10 protein-coding genes and 1 pseudogene are annotated in these 17300 nt (G+C 43.2%); all 11 read right to left on the bottom strand.

Annotation, left to right across the window (positions count from 1 at the left end; all coding sequences use genetic code 11):
- Nucleotides 1-26: 26 nt before the first annotated feature.
- The 11 genes and pseudogenes from LRS05_RS08195 to LRS05_RS08145 all read right to left on the bottom strand — a co-directional run bounded on the left by LRS05_RS08195 (nucleotide 27) and on the right by LRS05_RS08145 (nucleotide 17277).
- Nucleotides 27-1456, bottom strand: a pseudogene (locus LRS05_RS08195) (MFS transporter).
- Between the two features lie 21 nt (nucleotides 1457-1477).
- Entirely contained in the window at nucleotides 1478-3238 is a 1761-nt protein-coding gene (locus LRS05_RS08190; RefSeq protein WP_257867872.1) for a family 43 glycosylhydrolase, read from the bottom strand.
- A complete protein-coding gene (locus LRS05_RS08185) occupies nucleotides 3238-5328 on the bottom strand; it encodes a glycoside hydrolase family 97 protein (RefSeq protein ID WP_257867871.1) in 2091 nt (696 codons plus the stop codon). The genes LRS05_RS08190 and LRS05_RS08185 overlap by 1 nt, the downstream gene beginning before the upstream one ends.
- A 293-nt stretch (nucleotides 5329-5621) precedes the next feature.
- Complete coding sequence (locus tag LRS05_RS08180; protein ID WP_257867870.1) at nucleotides 5622-7856, bottom strand: glycoside hydrolase family 3 N-terminal domain-containing protein; 2235 nt, start codon at nucleotides 7854-7856, stop codon at nucleotides 5622-5624.
- A gap of 30 nt (nucleotides 7857-7886) precedes the next feature.
- A complete protein-coding gene (locus tag LRS05_RS08175) occupies nucleotides 7887-8582 on the bottom strand; it encodes a prolyl oligopeptidase family serine peptidase (protein WP_257867869.1) in 696 nt (231 codons plus the stop codon).
- Nucleotides 8582-9967 (bottom strand): glucoamylase family protein, encoded by a 1386-nt coding sequence (locus LRS05_RS08170; protein WP_257867868.1) that lies wholly within the window; start codon nucleotides 9965-9967, stop codon nucleotides 8582-8584. Before LRS05_RS08170 ends, LRS05_RS08175 begins: the two co-directional genes overlap by 1 nt.
- A 155-nt stretch (nucleotides 9968-10122) precedes the next feature.
- On the bottom strand, nucleotides 10123-10635 hold the full coding sequence (locus LRS05_RS08165) for a LamG domain-containing protein (protein WP_257867867.1): 513 nt from the start codon (nucleotides 10633-10635) through the stop codon (nucleotides 10123-10125).
- A gap of 25 nt (nucleotides 10636-10660) precedes the next feature.
- A complete protein-coding gene (locus LRS05_RS08160; protein WP_257867866.1) occupies nucleotides 10661-11023 on the bottom strand; it encodes a hypothetical protein in 363 nt (120 codons plus the stop codon).
- Nucleotides 11024-11053: 30 nt separating this feature from the next.
- The gene (locus LRS05_RS08155) at nucleotides 11054-12511 is read right to left on the bottom strand and encodes a RagB/SusD family nutrient uptake outer membrane protein (RefSeq protein ID WP_257867865.1); all 1458 of its coding nucleotides are present in this window, start codon (nucleotides 12509-12511) and stop codon (nucleotides 11054-11056) included.
- Between the two features lie 22 nt (nucleotides 12512-12533).
- On the bottom strand, nucleotides 12534-15356 hold the full coding sequence (locus tag LRS05_RS08150; protein ID WP_257867864.1) for a SusC/RagA family TonB-linked outer membrane protein: 2823 nt from the start codon (nucleotides 15354-15356) through the stop codon (nucleotides 12534-12536).
- Between the two features lie 244 nt (nucleotides 15357-15600).
- Nucleotides 15601-17277 carry a hypothetical protein gene (locus LRS05_RS08145; RefSeq protein ID WP_257867863.1) on the bottom strand — a complete coding sequence of 559 codons (1677 nt, stop codon included), beginning with the start codon at nucleotides 17275-17277 and terminating at the stop codon, nucleotides 15601-15603.
- Between the last annotated feature and the right edge of the window lie 23 nt (nucleotides 17278-17300).

Here is a 17300-nt window from a genome sequence, read left to right as displayed (position 1 = left end):
CCGGTTTTAATTTTATGAAGACAGCATTAATGTCCGCCACCCACTTTTTTGTCAAAATTGATTCCCTGGTTTATGAGTATACCCTTAACCCTCCAGGCATAGAACGCCAGATAGGCAAAACAAACAACGCCTACAACATAGCTTGCCTTGATTGATGTAGCATCTGCAACAAGGCCCTGCACAAGGCTTACAATGCCGCCCCCCATAATCATCATGATAAGGAAATTACTGCCTTGGGAAGTTTTTTTCCAAGTCCGCTTACCGCCAAGGTAAAGATACAAGGCCACAGCGTACTACAGAAAAGGCCAACACTCGTTATAGCATAAACGCTCACCATACCATCAGTAGCCATGCCTATTGCCAAAGCAGTAATACCCAATACAGAGAATATTAAGAGCATATTTGCCGGGTTGCCTTTACTGGCAATATCGGCCCCAATCAGTATTAAAATTATAGCCGCATACACGTAGAACGGTGCAAGGTCATGATTGCCCAGATAATTCACCAAAAGGAAAACTCCAAAAGCAAGGTACGGGGCAACAAACTTAAATATCATCTGAGAGCTCCTGCTGTTGGTAAAGGCCTCTACCGCCCCGCCCCAACGGCCAATCATAAGGCTGGCCCAGTATAATGATATATAGGGTGCTACGGCGCTTGTGGCAAAGCCAAGGTCATTTTCCAGATATGCCGGCAGGTTGCTTGCCGTTGAAACTTCTACACCTACATAAAGAAAGATAGCTATCATGCCCATTACAAGCTGTGGGTATTGCAGCGCTGATTTACCTGTTGCAGTATCTTCCACTACATTCTCCTCCAACGGCGGATGGTTTGGCAATGATGACATCTTCAGTAAAATCGCTACAAGCACAAACGCGGCGCCAAGCACAAGGTAAGGAATCTTTACGCTCTCAATGCTTGCTTCTGTAGTTTCAGCCGCAGGGCCGAATATTGCATAACTAACGATAAGCGGGCCTATAGTCGTACCAAAGTTATTGATACCGCCTGCAAGTGTAAGCCTTTGCGAACCTGTACTAACAGGGCCAAGTGCTATAGCCAGTGGGTTGGCAACCGTTTGTTGTAATGAGAAGCCTAGCCCCACAATAAACAATCCGGAAAGCATAAGCGTGAAAGAACCGGTGTTTGCCGCAGGATAGAACAATAGCGTGCCCAACGCAGAAATGATAAGGCCCAACGCCAATGAATTCTTATAACCGAGCTTGCTCACCAGGTCTTTCCCTCCAAGAAGTGAGGCACCTATATATAATAACGAACCTACGGTATAAGCAATATAGAACGCTACCGAAACGAGCTGGCTTTGCCCCTGCGTTAAATCAAATGCTTTTTTGAAAACAGGGATAAGGATGTCGTTACTCGCGGCAACAAACCCCCAGAAGAAAAATACGGTTACGAGGGGGATAAACTGGCCCCAGCGTGTTTTAATCTGCTCTATACTCATAGTTTGAATTTGGTTATTTAGTTATTCTGATTTTTTGATTTCTGTTTTTGGCCCTATACCGTTGTTATTGAATGCTTCTATCTGGAAGTAATATGCATCGCTCCTGTCGAGACCGTTAAAGTAATATTCATTCTTTCCGTATACCATAATGGAACCGTACATCTTATCAGGCGACTTCCCGAAGTAAATTACATACCCATCAGCATTGGGCTCCTGCTGCCATTTGAACCATACACTGCGGCGCTCGCCTTTCTTTTTAGGTTCGGCACGGAGTGGGACAAAGTTCTTCACCATACCGGGATTAGGCCCTTTACCCAAGCCAAACACACGCAGCCCGCTAATAGCGAATTTACCGGTCGGCATTGCAATATTCTCAAGTTTTATGTATCGCGCCTGTGCAGCTTTTTGCAGTTCAATATATTCGTGCGGGACATCTTTTGTGCTTTTGCTTTTATCAACAAGCACATTCCATTTCTTCCCATCGTTTGATGTGTAGAGGATGTACTTGTGCCCTGTTGTGGTGTCGGGCTTTCCCATGATATCTACATCCTGGTCGGCATAGTTTATCTGCACGGCGTTTACAGTGCTTATTTCGCCTAAATCTGTAATAATATATTCACCTTTGTTGGCCGTCTTTGCTGACCAATACGTCTTTATATCTTCATCATTGGCATAATTAGCATTGAATCCGCCTAATGTACTTGAAACCTGTATTGGCTTGTTATAGTTCAGCAGCATCCAGCCTCTGAAAGAATTTAAACCGGTGTGTTCCTTTTTAGCCAAAGGAAGATACGTTGGGTAATCACCATACGCTGTGTTGCTGTACATGATCCCGTCAGCATCAAAGCCCGCGGGCCATATACCCAGCCTTCTCTCAAAATTATTTTTTACCGAAAGCACTACTGTAGATACATGCCAGTATGCATTGTTAGCATCCTGGTAAGTTGCACCATGCCCTGCCCCTCTTGCGAAGCCTCCGGGCTTATACGAGAAAGGATTATGCGGCTGGTAAGTAAACGGCCCCAGCGGATTGTCGCCCACGTATACGCCATCGGCATACCCGCTGAACTCGGTACCCGGTGCGCCATATTGCAGGTAGTATTTACCGTTGTGCTTCGTCATAAATGCGCCTTCGGTAAAAGGCTGCAAAAAGGTGTTATCGTTGTGTTCCCCAAAACGTTCCCAACCGTGTTCATCGTCATTCAGCGCCAGAACCGGAATAACTTCACCTTCCGGCTGAAAAGTCTTCCGGTTCAGCTTCACGCCATACAATGGGTACATGTTGCTCGAACCATAATACAAGTACACTTCATCTTTTTCTTTATCCCAGAATATCTGCGGGTCCCAGGCACCGGCTTCAAACTTATGCACCAGCTCTTTCCAGTTGTCGCCTTCAGGTTTGGTACTCATCCATATCGGAAAATCCTTACCGTGTGTTGACCCTACAACCAACAGCGTATCATTTACAAACGATAATGACGGCGCACAAAGCTCATCATATACTTTATGCTCGGGACGAAGGAACTTGCGCGGAACGAATGTCCAGTCAAGCATGTTACCGCTGTGCCAATACCCCCACTGGTTGGTTGAAAACAAATAGTATTTGTTTTTGAAGAAGGTAATTACCGGATCGGCAGTAGCCCTGTGCTTGCCATTCTGCACAAAAGCGGGTATAGGGCAATACCCGTAATCAATATTAATGGGGTTGCAATAGGTTTGCTGCTGTGCAATAGCGTATTGCGCAGACAAAACAAATAGTATAATTGCAAACAGTCTCTCCATTAGTTTACCGGCATAAAGCTTATGGCTGTACCACCGCCCGCGGCCAGGTTAAGCTTGAGTTTTGACTTTGATGTAACTGTCTGTGTTTTTATCTCGTAGCTTTTTGGGTTCTTTTCCCAATGCGCATTCTTACCGTCCTGGTAAATTACGGCCTTGTATTTTTTGCCCGGTGTTAGGAAGTCAAGCGATACCGTTGCCTGCCGCACGTTTTCATCTGTAATTGCGCCCAGAAACCAGTTTTCTTTACCTTTTTCTTTACGGGCAATCGTCAGGTAATCGCCCGGCTCGGCTTCAAGCACCTTGGTATCATCCCAGTCAGCTGCCACATCTTTTATAAACTGGAAGGCATCGGGATATTTCTCATAATTTTCAGGCAGGTCGGCCGCCATTTGCAACGGGCTGTACAGCGTTACATATAGCGCCAGCTGCTTAGCCAGAGTTGTATGTACCTGCTCGGTCTTGGCAGGGTCATAGATATTCATTTTTATTTCGAAGATACCCGGCGTGTAGTCCATAGGCCCGCCCAGAAGCCGTGTGAATGGCAGTATGGTTTCATGTGCCGGCGGGTTACCGCTGCTCCATCCGTTAAACTCGTTGCCTCGTGCCGCTTCCGCCGCGATGTAATTTGGCCATGTGCGGTGCACGCCTGTCGGGCGCGATGACTCATGCGAGTTCACCATTATCTTATATTCTGCAGCGCGTTGCGGCACATAGTTAAAATGGTTTACCATTGCCTGCCCGTCATGGAACTCCCCGCGCGGAATGATACGACCTACATAGCCGGTTTTTACAGCCGGGTAGCCAAATTGCTGCATAACTTTATATGCACGATCCATGCGGCGCTCATAGTTAGCAACCGAGCCTGATGTCTCGTGGTGCATTATCATCTTTACTCCCTGCTTTTTGGCGTAATTGCTAATCGCTTTTATGTCGAAATCAGGATACGGTGACGTAAAGTCAAATACCTCTTCTTTCCAGTTGCCGAACCAGTCTTCCCAGCCGGTGTTCCAGCCTTCCACCAAAACACCGTCGAAGCCGTGCTTTTTAGCAAAGTCGATATAGCGCATAGTATTTTCGGTAGTCGCGCCATGAGGTTTGCGCCCGCTGAACTTGCTTTGCGAAGCCTCCTGTGTACCGCTGTAGTCCCAGGTAGATTTGCTCACATGCATTTCCCACCAAATACCCACGTATTTCATTGGCTTAATCCATGACGTATCATCAATTTTTGATGGCTCATTCAGGTTCAGCACCATCTTTTGCGCTACGATGTCACGCGCGTCATCGCTTACCATAACAGTTCTCCAAGGAGTATGTGCAGGTGCCTGGAGGTAAGCTAAATCGCCTACAGCATTTGGCGCTAAAAGAGATGTAAGCGTAAATTTCGCAGGGTCAAGCTTAAGGTGCATCACCGGGTAATTTATGGTTGCCGCCTCAAAAATGTTGATGTACAGGCCGTCTTTGCTTTTCATCATCAGTGGCGACTGCACAGCAAATCTTTGCGGAATTGATTTTGTAGAAATCCCGTTGTTCAGGTTCAGTTTGTCATTGTCGGCCTGAGATAAATTCGTTTCGCTATAAACATATTCCTGGCTGTCAAAATCTGCCGGAATCCAAAAAGCTTTATGGTCGCCCGTAAGATTAAATTGGGTTTTTTCCTCAGAAACGATGAAATAGTTCAGGTTCGGCTGTTTCGGGAATTCGTAACGGAATGCCACGCCTTCATCAAACACGCGGAAGATGATATTGAGAAGCCTGCCCGTTTGGTTCTGCTGAAGATTTATTGTTAACTCGTTATAGTTATTCCTGATAACGGACACCTCACCAAGCACAGGCCTCCATGACTCATTTACGGTTTTGTTTGATGTACCGGTAATTGTAAAACCATTGTCAAACGCCGGCAAGTCTTTTAATGTAAATCCGAGATTACTCGCATTAATGACAGGTTTATTTTTGAATGTTACAGAATAGGTTGGTGTGCCGTTTCCTGCTAATTTAAATTCAGCCGAAATTTTATTAGAAGGCGAAGAAACTTTTTGTGCCGATGCGATGCAAAAGCAAAAAAGCAGGATGGAAGACAGGGATAATCTCATTTCTTAAAAATTTCATAAATATACTCAATGCCGAAATATTTGCAATCGCTAATCCCGCAAAAATAAAGGCGTTCTGCAACATTTAGTTCAACAATTTCAGATTATGAAAGGTTTGTACTGAATTTTGTTTAAAATGGTTTTCAGCCTATAATAATTAAATGCCGTTGAAAGCCTATAAGTAATAAGGCTTTAAGGAATATCAGCCCTTGTTAGAGAAGTGTTAACTGCTTTACTCGTTAAAATATAAGAGGCCACCATAAATGGCAGCCTCTTAAGATCAAAACAAAATTAAACTACTTGACTAACTCAAATTTATCTTTCAGTATTGCATCAGAGCTTCCGCCAACAAAAACTTCAAAATCGCCCGGCTCAGCTACAAATTTCATATCAATATTATAGAACTTCAAGTCTTCCGTTGTAAGCTCAAAATCAACAGTTTGCTTCTGGCCTTTTTTGATTAGAAGCTTTTTAAAGCCTTTCAACTCTTTTACAGGGCGTGTTACTGACCCAACTACATCCCTTACATACAACTGAATAACTTCTTCACCATCGTAATTACCCGTGTTTGTAACATCTACACTTACTTTCAATTTGCCGTTCATTTGCATTTTAGCTGAAGATAATTTCAGGTTTGAATAGCTGAACGTGCTGTAACTCAGGCCATAGCCGAAGGGATAAAGGGGGCTGTTATCCACATCGATGTATCTTGACTTGTATTTTTGTTCCGGATCAGACGGACCCAAATAAGGCCTGCCCGTATTTTTGTGGTTGTAGTAAAGCGGGATTTGCCCAATGTTTCTCGGGAAAGTCATTGGCAGCTTACCCGACGGGTTGTTGATTCCGTATAAGGTTTGCGCGATGGCATCACCGCCCATTGTACCGGGATACCACGCTTCGAGGATGGCATCCATGTTGTCATTTTCCCATGTTAGTGTAAGCGGACGCCCGTTCATAAGTACCAGAACCACAGGCTTTCCAAGCTTTTTAAGTTCTGCCAAAAACTCTTTCTGTATCCCCGGAAGGTCAATGTTTGTACGGCTTGCGGCCTCCCCCGTCATATTCTCAAACTCACCCATCACAGCCACGATCACATCGGCTTTGCGGGCATTGTTTAGCGCGGCCTGCATCATATCCCGACGGCTGTCAACAATCTCGACACCTTTATCGAAAGTGACCTTATTTTTATCTGTAACTATCTTATTTACACCTTCCTGCACGCTTACAGCAAATCCGCTCCTGTCGCCAGTTGCAGCCCATGAGCCTATTATATTGTGCTCATCGCTCACTAAAGGGCCCACAAACGCTACCTTTTGTTCTTTGCGAAGCGGCAGCACATTATTGCTATTCTTCAGCAACACCATTGATTTGTTAGCAACCATAAGTGCTGCATCAAGGTTTTCTTTCTTTGTAAGTTCCGCTTTTTCACGCTGTTCGCTGCTTTGGCGGTATGGGTCGGTAAATAGCCCAAGGTCATATTTCGCTTCAAGCACACGGCGGCATGCATCATTAATCTGGGCTTCCGTAACACGCTTTTCGGCCAAAAGTTTCTTCAGGTTCTTCATGTAGATGCCACCCACCATTTCCATATCAACGCCGGCAACCATTGCAAGCTCACCTGCATGAGCCGAATCACGCGCCACCCCATGGGGAATAAGCTCATTTATAGCAGTATAATCCGTTACAACGAAGCCTTTAAAACCCCATTCCTTCTTCAGGATATCGCGCAAAAGGAACTTGCTTGCTGTTGCAGGAACACCTGCAATTTCATTAAATGATGTCATGAACGAGCCCACTCCCGCATCAACTGTGGCTTTAAATGGCGGCAGGTATGTTTCACGCAGTACACGCTCACTCATATCAACAGTGTTATAGTCACGCCCTGCCTCTGCTGCTCCATATGCCGCAAAGTGCTTGGTACATGCAAGTATCACATCAGTCGACATTAAATCATGTCCCTGGAAGCCCCTGACACGCGCAAACGCCATCTTTGAACCGAGGTAAGTATCTTCACCCGAGCCTTCGCTTACACGGCCCCAACGCGGGTCACGGCTTATATCTACCATCGGGGCAAACGTCCAGTGTACGCCTGCTGCTGCTGCTTCACGGGCTGCTACACGTGCCGAAAGCTCAACTGCAGATAAGTCCCAGCTTGCGGCTTCGCCCAACGTTATCGGGAATATTGTACGGAAACCATGAATTACGTCATGCCCAAAAATGAGCGGAATCTTCAGCCTTGAATTGTCCAGGTTGAGTTTCTGTAGTTCGCGGGTATATTTCACTCCGGTAGCATTAAGGATTGAACCTACATTCCCGCGTTTAATTTCATCTATGTAGTTTATGCCTGTTTTTGGGCCTGTCACGGTACCATCGGCGGTATATTGTACGGTTTGCGCTATTTTCTCGTCAATGGTCATCTTTGCCATCAGTCCTGAAATAAACTGATCGCGCTTTGTATTATCTTTTGCCTTTTGCGCGAAAAGCGACATTGAACAGGCAAGCAGTAATAGTAAGGTTTTGTTATATCTCATTGTATATCAATAATTCTGTATCGTATTGTTTTATTGTTTTTTCTGTTGAAGCATCCAGTCATATATAGCGCTGTTATCATACACGCGCGTCCAGCTGTCATGGTTGGCATCATCAAAAATTGTCAGGCTTATGTCTTTGCTGCACGGCTTCAGCTTTTTATATATTGTTGTTGAGTAGCTTACATCAACTACATCATCAAGCAGCCCGTGGAAAATACGCGTGGGTATATCCTTAATCTTGCAATTTTCCAGCATTGGCACCCTGTCTACAAATCCGCAAATCGGCACCAGAGCAGCAAACATTTCGGGGTGGGCAAAAGCCAGGTTCCAGGCGCCCCAGCCACCCATGCTAAGGCCTGTAAGGTAAATACGGTTTTGGTCAACGCTATTTTCCTTTACTACTTTTTGTACCAGCCTGTAAAGCGTTTCGCTGTCCCAGTATTCACCTTCAGGGCATTGCGGAGCAAGCACATAAGCATCTATACTGTTTGTCTTCAAATACTTAAAAGGCCCGTGAACCTTTACTTTCTCTAAATCGCTTCCTTTTTCGCCCGAGCCATGCAAAAACACTATCAATGGCTTCTTTGCTTTGGTATCTGCAGGAATGTTCAGCAGGTAATTAAGCTGCTTTTTCTGCACAATTTCGGTTTTGAAAGAACCGTCTTTCACCTTTTGGGCAAAAGACGGTACAGAAACAAATATTACTATGAATAGAATCCGTAACATTAAATTCCGTGTTTAGTTGATTCAAACCCAAGTGTCTGCAACCCCTGCTTCACTTCGGGAGCATTCATAAAAAGCTCCCATAAAAGCCCTGTACGGTGATTTTCTATCATCGGGGCTATGGTACCCTGGTCTATAGCCAAATAACGCTTTGTAAACCAGCTATGATGGATACTAAAGGCATCATAAGGGCCTGCATGGCCTATAAGCTTATCTTTCCAGGCAGCATCTTCATATAAAAAGCGGAGGTGCTTTAAAGACTCTGCCGGGGTATACGGGTAAGATGACAACGCAGCCGTAGGTGTTATGACACCCCTGTCATTATTCGGTGCGTGAGCACTGTAGCCAACCGAACCATCACTATTGCGGGTGTAGCTTGCCGTAAGCCCCCAAACTTTATCGCTGTAGCCTGTCCAGCCGATTGGGTTTGCCACACAGTAAGCGTGCTGTATTTTCGCATGATTTACTACCAGTGCCTGATAATCGGCATATTGGTCCTTAAGGGTCATTGGGTCGAGGCCAAGATACGAATAGTGCGACCAAAACATTGGGCCTACACCATTAGTACCGTTATATTTAAGGATTACCGGAAGTCCCCAGCTTGTTGCGTTACTCCTGATAGCGCCATTGCGCGCCCATGCCTGGTCATAAGCATCTTTACCCACAGGATACGTTGGCGAAGATGCCGCCATTACATACGTTATAAGGCACTCGTTATAGCCTTCAAGCTTGAAGTTTAACTGCCACCCAACATTCGGCGACCAATGCCAGTACAATGCATTTTCGCCTTTGGTATACCAGCTCCATTCTACGCCTTTCCAAAGCAGGTCGGCTTTGGCAGCAAGTGCCTGTTCTTCGGCAGTTCCATCTTTAAAGTATTCGCGTACGCAGATGAGCGCCTGGCATAGGAATGATGTTTCTACCAGGTCTCCTCCATCGTCAGGAGCGCCAAATGGTATAACGCGACCGGTATTGCCATTCATCCAGTGAGGCCATGCGCCATGAAAACGATCGGCATTTTCAAGGAAGGTCAGGGCTGTCTGCAGGCGTGCAACGGCAGCCTCGCGTGTTACAAAATTTCTTTCAATACCTACAAGCAGGGTCATAAGCCCGAAGCCCGAGCCGCCTGTAGTTACTATCTGCGCATCATTACCGGGGTCATCAACATGGTATCTTTCACGGGCCAGTTTAGAGTTTGGCTCGGCGTAATCCCAAAAGTATTTAAATGCGTCTTTCTGAACCTTATCCATCAGCTGGGCTTCTGTGAAGATTTCGCCAACGGGAGGGTCAACAGGTGGTGTTGTAGTGTTGCTGCCATCATCATTTTTATCGCATGATGAACACGATATAAAAAATGAAACGAGGGCTAATAACGGAAATATTTTCATTATGCTTTTTGATTGATGCTTTATGCTTTTATTATAGATGCTTATAGATGCTTTACAGTATTTGGGGGCTTACTGTGTTATTGAGGTAACGATGTTTTTTGAGAATTAAATTCCCGGCATTGCTGCCGGGAACCTAAAATTAAAATGAAGCAAAATTATCTTCCTGCTTTTTCAAGCTCGTATAAGAAACCTATGTCAGCCTGGCTAAGTGCTTTTTTATAAACGCGAACTTCATCAATCTCACCAGTCATTGACCTTTGCCATGTTTCAGCAGTGCCGCTTACAACAGAAAGGAAAGTTCCAATAATAGGCCTTGTAGGAGTAAAGAAGTTAAGAGGAAGTGCGTTTCCACCATTACGTGATTCCCATGCCGGATTAGATATCTTTTGTCCGTTAGCATAAACTTTGAACATTGCATTTGTAGCATCCCAAGTAAGCACATAGTGCGTAAGTTTACCTGCATTTCTGTTGGCATTACCTACGTGTCCGTTGGCAAGATCTTCAGCTGACGGTTTTGGAGAGTTTCTTACATCCTGGTTATTTTCACCGCCATCAGCATTTTTGATTTTGACATATCCTTTTACTACAAGCGTATCTTTAGCTGCATCATACCATCCTGTTTCTGCCATAAAGTTAATATTGCCTGCCCAGTCACCCGGTTTGCTCATCTGGAAGAACATTGTAGGATATCCGTCAGTAGGACCCCGTATTTGACGCTTTTGCCCACAACGAAATTGTGATACTTGGCAATGAATTTAGAGCAGCCATTTCAGGGTATGCGAGATAACCTGCAGTAAGTTTAGCAGCTTGTCCTTTAGTACCATTAACCCAAGTAACGCCTGCGCTGCCATTAGGTGCAGTACCAGTAATCCTTTCGTTACCATTACCATCAAGCGGCCAGTGTGCTACAAGATCAGATGTAGCAATCTCATTAGAATTATTGTACCCACCGATAGGAGGCAGTGATGGGCTGCCTGAATCGTCGTCACCACAGCTTGTTAACATTGCACCTGATGCTGCCATCAGTGCAAAAGCATAAATTTTGATTGTTTTCATAGTAAATAAATAATTAAAATTAAGTTAGTATTAGTATCCATTGTTTTGAATCAGCCTTCCGCCGCTTGCAGTTACCTGCGGTGCCGGTATAGGGAACACTTCATGTGTGCCTACTATAAATGTTTTACCGTTTGCTGCCATTGCTGCAGGTGCTGTACCCGTACGCACCAGGTCAAACCACCTTTCGTGTTCCATTGCCATTTCCCAGCGCCTTTCGTTAATTATGGTTTGTAATGTTACGGGAGCAGTTACCGGCCCGAGTCCTGTCCTCAAACGAAGTTCATCGAGCCTGTTTTTCGCTTCGGAAAGATTTCCAAGACGGAATGCAGCTTCAGCACGTATAAGCAATATATCGCTGTATTTTAATATCCTCAGGTTTTTGCCTGTTACACCTTTACCAATCCAGGTTTCACTTATCTGGCTTTGGTAGGCTTTATAATTGTATCGCGGATTTGTCCATGTAGCAGGCGTTACAAAACCATCCCAAAGTACGCTACCTGAAAATAAAATAGTAGCATCTTTACGCACATCTCCAGGCAGATATGAATTTACAAGCGATTCTGACGGTGTATTAAAACCCCAGCCCAAATCGGGTGTACCCCGTGGGCCCTGTACGTTTGTATAATCTACAAGGCCAAGATTGGCCGTTGCCTGCACTTCAAAAATTGATTCGGCTCCGTTTTCCCCAACTTCACGCCAAACATGTGCGTAATTTGGCAAAAGCCCGTACTGTCCCGAATTGATTACTTCATTGGCCATGTCAAATGACTGCTGCCATTTTTCCTGATACAGATATGCTTTAGCCAAAAGCGCCTGTGCAGCACCTTTAGTAGCCCGGCCCATATCTGCAGCGCTGTATTGTGATTTAAGCGGTAGTGCAGGTATAGCCTCCATAAGGTCCGTCTCTATTTGGGCATATACTTCAGCTTTGGTTTTTTTAGTAAATACTATTTCATTGATAGTCTCGGTATCATTAAGGTCAATATTACCCGTAACTACCGGCACACCACCAAAGCAACGTACCAGGTCAAAATACCACAACGCCCTTAAAAATTTAGCCTCAGCTACCAACCTGTTTTTAAGTGCAGCATCTATCTGAAGCTGGTCAAGATAAAAAATAGCATTGTTGGCCCTGTATATGCCTTCATACCTTCCCGTCCAAATTTCATTGAAGGATAAATCACTTGATGAAAATGTAAGGGCATCCATTTTGTGTTTGTCAGTACCCGTGTCGCCGGCCGATGATCCTTTGTCTGCATCATCACTTGTTATGCTTGTAATACCAATCCACGAAAACGAATACATATTAAAGTCGAGAAGCTTGCTGTAAACGCCATTAACAAGGTTGGTAGCATTTGCAGGATTACTAAGGTAATCATTAACCGTTTGACCGTCACGTTGCTCTACATCAAGCTCATCATTACAGCCGGCTAGAAGTGCAGCTGCCATGAGGCCTGCAATACATTTATATTTTATATTCTTGTTCATAATCATATTCTTTTTCAATTTTTTAAAACCCTACGTTAAGGCCAATTACAAAAGTTTTGTTTGTTGGGTAAGCATCCAGCTCAATACCTGCTGTCCCCAGCGGGTCTCCGTTGCTGTTCCCGGAAAGCTCAGGCGAGTAACCCGAATATTTAGTGAACAGGAATGGGTTTACTGCTGTAGCATATACGCGAATTTTATCAAGCCCATCAAGCATCTCAGGCAGTGTGTATCCCAGAGTAATGTTGTTTATCCTTAGGAACGCACCATCTTCTATGTAGTAAGTTGACGGACGCGGCCTGTCATTAAATGGCCTCGGGTTTTCAGCATTCGGGGTTGAAGGCGTCCAGAAATCGTCAAGTATTGCGCTTTCAACGTTCTCACCTCCCATGCGCAGCGCTTTTTTACCATTGTAAATTTTATTGCCGCCCACGCCATAAATGTCAGCAGCAAAATCAAAGCGTTTCCACTCAAAGCCTATGTTTGCGCCATAGGTATGCGTTGGCAGGTATGAGCCTGCAACCTTACGTTCAGCACTGTAAACAAAATAGCCGTCATTGCCAAATGAATAGTCATAAACATAGAAACTGCCAAGCGCCTCGCCAACCAATACCTGCTTGGTTAATTCGCCATTGTTAAGCGAACCACCCTGGTATTGCCCAAAGAAGGCATTATCAACCGACTTAAGTTCGTTTTTGTTATATGAGAAGTTACCACCAATCCAGTACCTGAAGTCTTCACCAATGTTATCGCTCCAGCGTAATGATAATTCGAAACCTTTATTACTAACCTCACCGGCATTTAAGTACACATTTTCGGGAGACACTACTGAAGGTACCCTTACCGGAAGAATCAACCTGTCCTGCGTACGGCTGTATACATCAAACGTACCCGAAAGCCTGCTGTCAAGCACTGTAAAATCAATACCAAGGTCAATTTCCTTCATAACTTCCCAGGTAAGGTTAGGGTCAACCTGGAATGGTACATAAGAACCCGGATTTATTGTAGGGCTGTTACCAAAAGGATAGTTGGCGTTAGGCCTGAATTGCAGCTGGTTAAGAGGCCTGGAGCCATAACCGTTGCCCACCTCGCCATAACCGCCGCGTATCTTAAGGCTGTTCACGAAACTTACATCATTCATGAAATCTTCATTTGAAATAACCCATCCTGCAGAAACCGATGGGAAACCATCCCAGCGCCTGCCCTGCTGGAAAGAGCTAATGCCTTCTCGCCTGTATGATGCTGATAGTAAGTATTTGTCTTTGTAATCATACTCTAAACGGCCAAATGCAGATAGCGAAGTTGTTGGAGTAGCTTCAGAGCCGCTTACAACATTTCCGGGGTTAACAGGTGCATTAGGCGTTCCTGTAAATGTTGCAAAATCAAGATTCCAGTAATTGCTTTGTACAGGTACATCATTTCGTGTACCTCTTAAAACCTCATAATATCCTATTGATGTCCAAGAATAGCCTGCAGTTGCTGTTACCGTGTGCTCGTTAAAATCTTTATTGAAAGTAAGGAAGTTATCCCAGTTGAAGCGATAGCTTGATGACCTTTCCTGTGATAGCGTATTGATGTACGGGTCACGATAATTGCTGAGAGGCGCTCCCGGGTTTTGTGAAATCCATATCTCACGGTTTGGCGTGAAATTATATGACCTGAACCAATCTGAGGTCGCGCCGAAATTTGAAGTAAGCTTTAAATAGTCTAAAACTTTCAGCTCTGCATTAATTGAGCCTATCAGTTTGGTATTTTTGTATTCACCATTTGCATAATAAAGCTGTGCCACCGGGTTTGCAACGTTATTAAACCTGTCGGCTCCGGCAGGATCTGCAATACCCGCTGTATTCCTGATTGGCGCGCCCCACGTTCCATCAGGGAAACGAACCGGTACAATTGGCGACTGCATATATGCATTTGTGAATGCGCTAAGTGGTTTACCAACACCTTTTGTTAAAGAAAGGTTAACAAACGGTGTTACCTTCAACCTATCATTTATCAGGAAAAGATCATTTTTCAGTAAAATGTTGGTACGCTGAAAATCTGTACCTTCTAAAATACCTTTTTCCCTGTAGTTAGATGCTGAAAAGTAATATGTTCCCGTATCTCCTCCTCCGGAAAGCGCCACCGTATGGCTTATTACTTCACCTGTTTGCGTTATTTCATCGAGCCAGTCTGTGTTATAAGGCTGCTCAAAGCTGTAATAGCTTGTTGAGCCTAAAGCTGAGTTATTATAATATGCAAACCTGTAAGAATCAGCCATTTCAACTTTACGCTGTATTGTTTTTTGGCCATAAAATGCATCATAAGACACCTTCATCTGGCCTTTTCTACCCTTTTTAGTTGTGATAATAACCACACCATTTGAGCCTTTCTGTCCATATATTGCGAGCGAAGATGCATCTTTCAATACATCTATTGTTGCAATATCACTTGGGTTAATACCTGCTGCTGTAGAAGTTTCAATTCCATCAATAACATAAAGCGGATCTCTGGCTCCGGTTATTGTTCCCAATCCCCTCACCCTTATTGTAGGGCTGGCGCCGGGTTCGTCATTTGTAACAATATTTACACCTGCTGCTTTTCCTTGTATAGCCTGTATGGCTGATTGTGCAGGCGTGCGTACAATATCAGCTGCTTTTACCTGAGATACAGAGCCTGTTATGGCACCGGCACGGCGTGTACCGTACCCTATGACAACTACCTGCTCAAGCTCATTTGTCATTGCGATTGAGTCAGCAAAAATTGAGTCTTGTCGTGTCATTGGAGGCGTAGGTGTTGGCGGTATTTGTGCAAAACCTGACATTGCGACTAATAATAAGCTAATGTTGAGTAAAGGTTTCCTCATTCTTGGTTTTATTGTTTGTTTAACTTTAAACCAAATATATCAACTAAAACGTTATAGATGAAGAACTAAACCCATACCAAAGCTACATCAATTTTTCAAAAAAAACCTTTAAATACCTGTAAATCAAAACAATAATCACATAGCAAATACATCAAAATATAACATAGTGATGTAGTAGTGATGAGTTCTAAATAGATAATAGATGCTTCAGAATAATGAAGTAGTCGCAGTAAATTGAATAAATTTATAAAGATGTCATAAACCGCGAAAGGCTGACTTCTTGTGGCAAGGCTAATTTTTTACGCAGCCTGTATCGATGTAGTTCAACACCTCTAAATGAAATATTCATTAACGGAGCTATCTCTTTTGATGATAAATTCATTTTTAGGTAAATGCTTAGCTTAATATCTTTAGGTGTAAGTGAAGGATATTTTTTTGAAAGCCTTTCAACAAATTCTTCGTGGCTTTTAACAAGATTCTTTTCAAAACTTTGCCATTCGTTTTTGCTGATGGAATTTGTCTTTATTATCTTTTTAATTTTTGATTTAAGTGTAGCCGCTTCATTCTCATTTTCCAGCGCTGCCTGTATACTCTCAATCATTTCACTGTGCTTTGCTATAGATAATGATTTTCCTGCTACTTCAGATGCTTTATTCTGAACTTCCATTTCCAGCATATGCTTTTCATATTGCTCCTGCCGCAATTTGCTTTCAGCTTCAAGCTCAAGTTCAAGAATTTGCCTCCTGTGCTTAAGCTCTTCCTCATTCAAGCGTAATTTTTCAAGATAGCGAACTTTATTCCAGCGGTAATATAAGAAAAAGCTACCCGCTATTATAAGTACGTAAGCCAAAATCATATACCATGAAAAATACCATGGCAGTGCCACAGTGAAAGCAAAACTTTTGAGAAGAATGTAATTTGTACCGTTAAAATGATATACCTCAAAATCCTGCTGACCACCCGAAAGATTATTGAGTATAATTAATCCATTTTGTATTGGCAAAAGCTTCCCGGAATCATTAAGCCTGTAATATAAATCAGGCTTATTATAACCATAGTAGCCAGATATTACATTTATTTCAAGTGAATTATTATAGGCTATTTTGGTATCTTCTATTATCTTTTTCCCCTTAAAATAAGCTTCAATCTCTATATTTGAAGGTGTAGCTTTTTCTGTATCAGGATTTAATTCCATAAAACCATCATCCAGGTTTATAAGTAATGATTTCCCGGATTTATACACCCTCGTATTTTCCATGATAAGCCTTCCATGATAATACTTCTCCGGAACGAGCTTCCATATAAAATCATTATTTTTCTGGAGTATACTATATAACAATCCGTTTCGGATAACCATAAAATTAGCTTCATCAATCGGAATTATATCTGAAATATTACTGAAAGCTTTGTTGAATACAGCATTTTCTTCTAGCTTATCACTTACATTATTGTAATGATACCATTTATTGTTTATAAGAAACAGAATCTCATTACGGTAATTAAAGAGTTTTACACCATAATCACTTTCAATCTTATTTAGTGCCGAAATATTTTCAACACGTTTTACTTTAAAGTTGCTATCATATTTTATCCTGTATAAACTGCGGTAATTATCAGCCGCCCACAGCTCACCAGGTTTATTTTGGGCTATATTACGTATGGGTTTTGTAATACTGTCAAGAATAGTCCATTTGCCTAAATCATTTATATCTTTATAAACTGCTATACCTGAATAATTTGCCTGAAAATAAACTCCTTCATAATTACTTTTAAGAAATTTCCAGCCACCATTAACAGGATTAACTCTCTTAACAGTTAGCCCATCATACACAAATGTGCCATCATTATGCCCTATTATAAAATTTCCGTTATGTTCATATATATCCCAAACCTGGCCCTGTGTATGCGGTATTGCCGACAACTTCCCGTTATATGAAAATATGC

The organism is Flavobacterium sp. J372, assembly GCF_024699965.1.
Classification (GTDB): Bacteria; Bacteroidota; Bacteroidia; order Flavobacteriales; family Flavobacteriaceae; genus Flavobacterium.
The sequence above is the reverse complement of the archived record's forward strand: the minus strand, read 5'-3'. Positions and strand labels throughout refer to the sequence as shown.

Bases quoted from the DNA above. Each gene is read 5' to 3' on its own strand.
- LRS05_RS08170 (WP_257867868.1), bottom strand. From the start codon at position 9,967: ATGAAAATATTTCCGTTATTAGCCCTCGTTTCATTTTTTATATCGTGT.
- LRS05_RS08175 (WP_257867869.1), bottom strand. From the start codon at position 8,582: ATGTTACGGATTCTATTCATAGTAATATTTGTTTCTGTACCGTCTTTT.
- LRS05_RS08150 (WP_257867864.1), bottom strand. From the start codon at position 15,356: ATGAGGAAACCTTTACTCAACATTAGCTTATTATTAGTCGCAATGTCA.
- LRS05_RS08180 (WP_257867870.1), bottom strand. From the start codon at position 7,856: ATGAGATATAACAAAACCTTACTATTACTGCTTGCCTGTTCAATGTCG.
- LRS05_RS08155 (WP_257867865.1), bottom strand. From the start codon at position 12,511: ATGAACAAGAATATAAAATATAAATGTATTGCAGGCCTCATGGCAGCT.
- LRS05_RS08190 (WP_257867872.1), bottom strand. From the start codon at position 3,238: ATGGAGAGACTGTTTGCAATTATACTATTTGTTTTGTCTGCGCAATAC.
- LRS05_RS08165 (WP_257867867.1), bottom strand. From the start codon at position 10,635: ATGAGCAAACCGGGTGACTGGGCAGGCAATATTAACTTTATGGCAGAA.
- LRS05_RS08160 (WP_257867866.1), bottom strand. From the start codon at position 11,023: ATGAAAACAATCAAAATTTATGCTTTTGCACTGATGGCAGCATCAGGT.
- LRS05_RS08185 (WP_257867871.1), bottom strand. From the start codon at position 5,328: ATGAGATTATCCCTGTCTTCCATCCTGCTTTTTTGCTTTTGCATCGCA.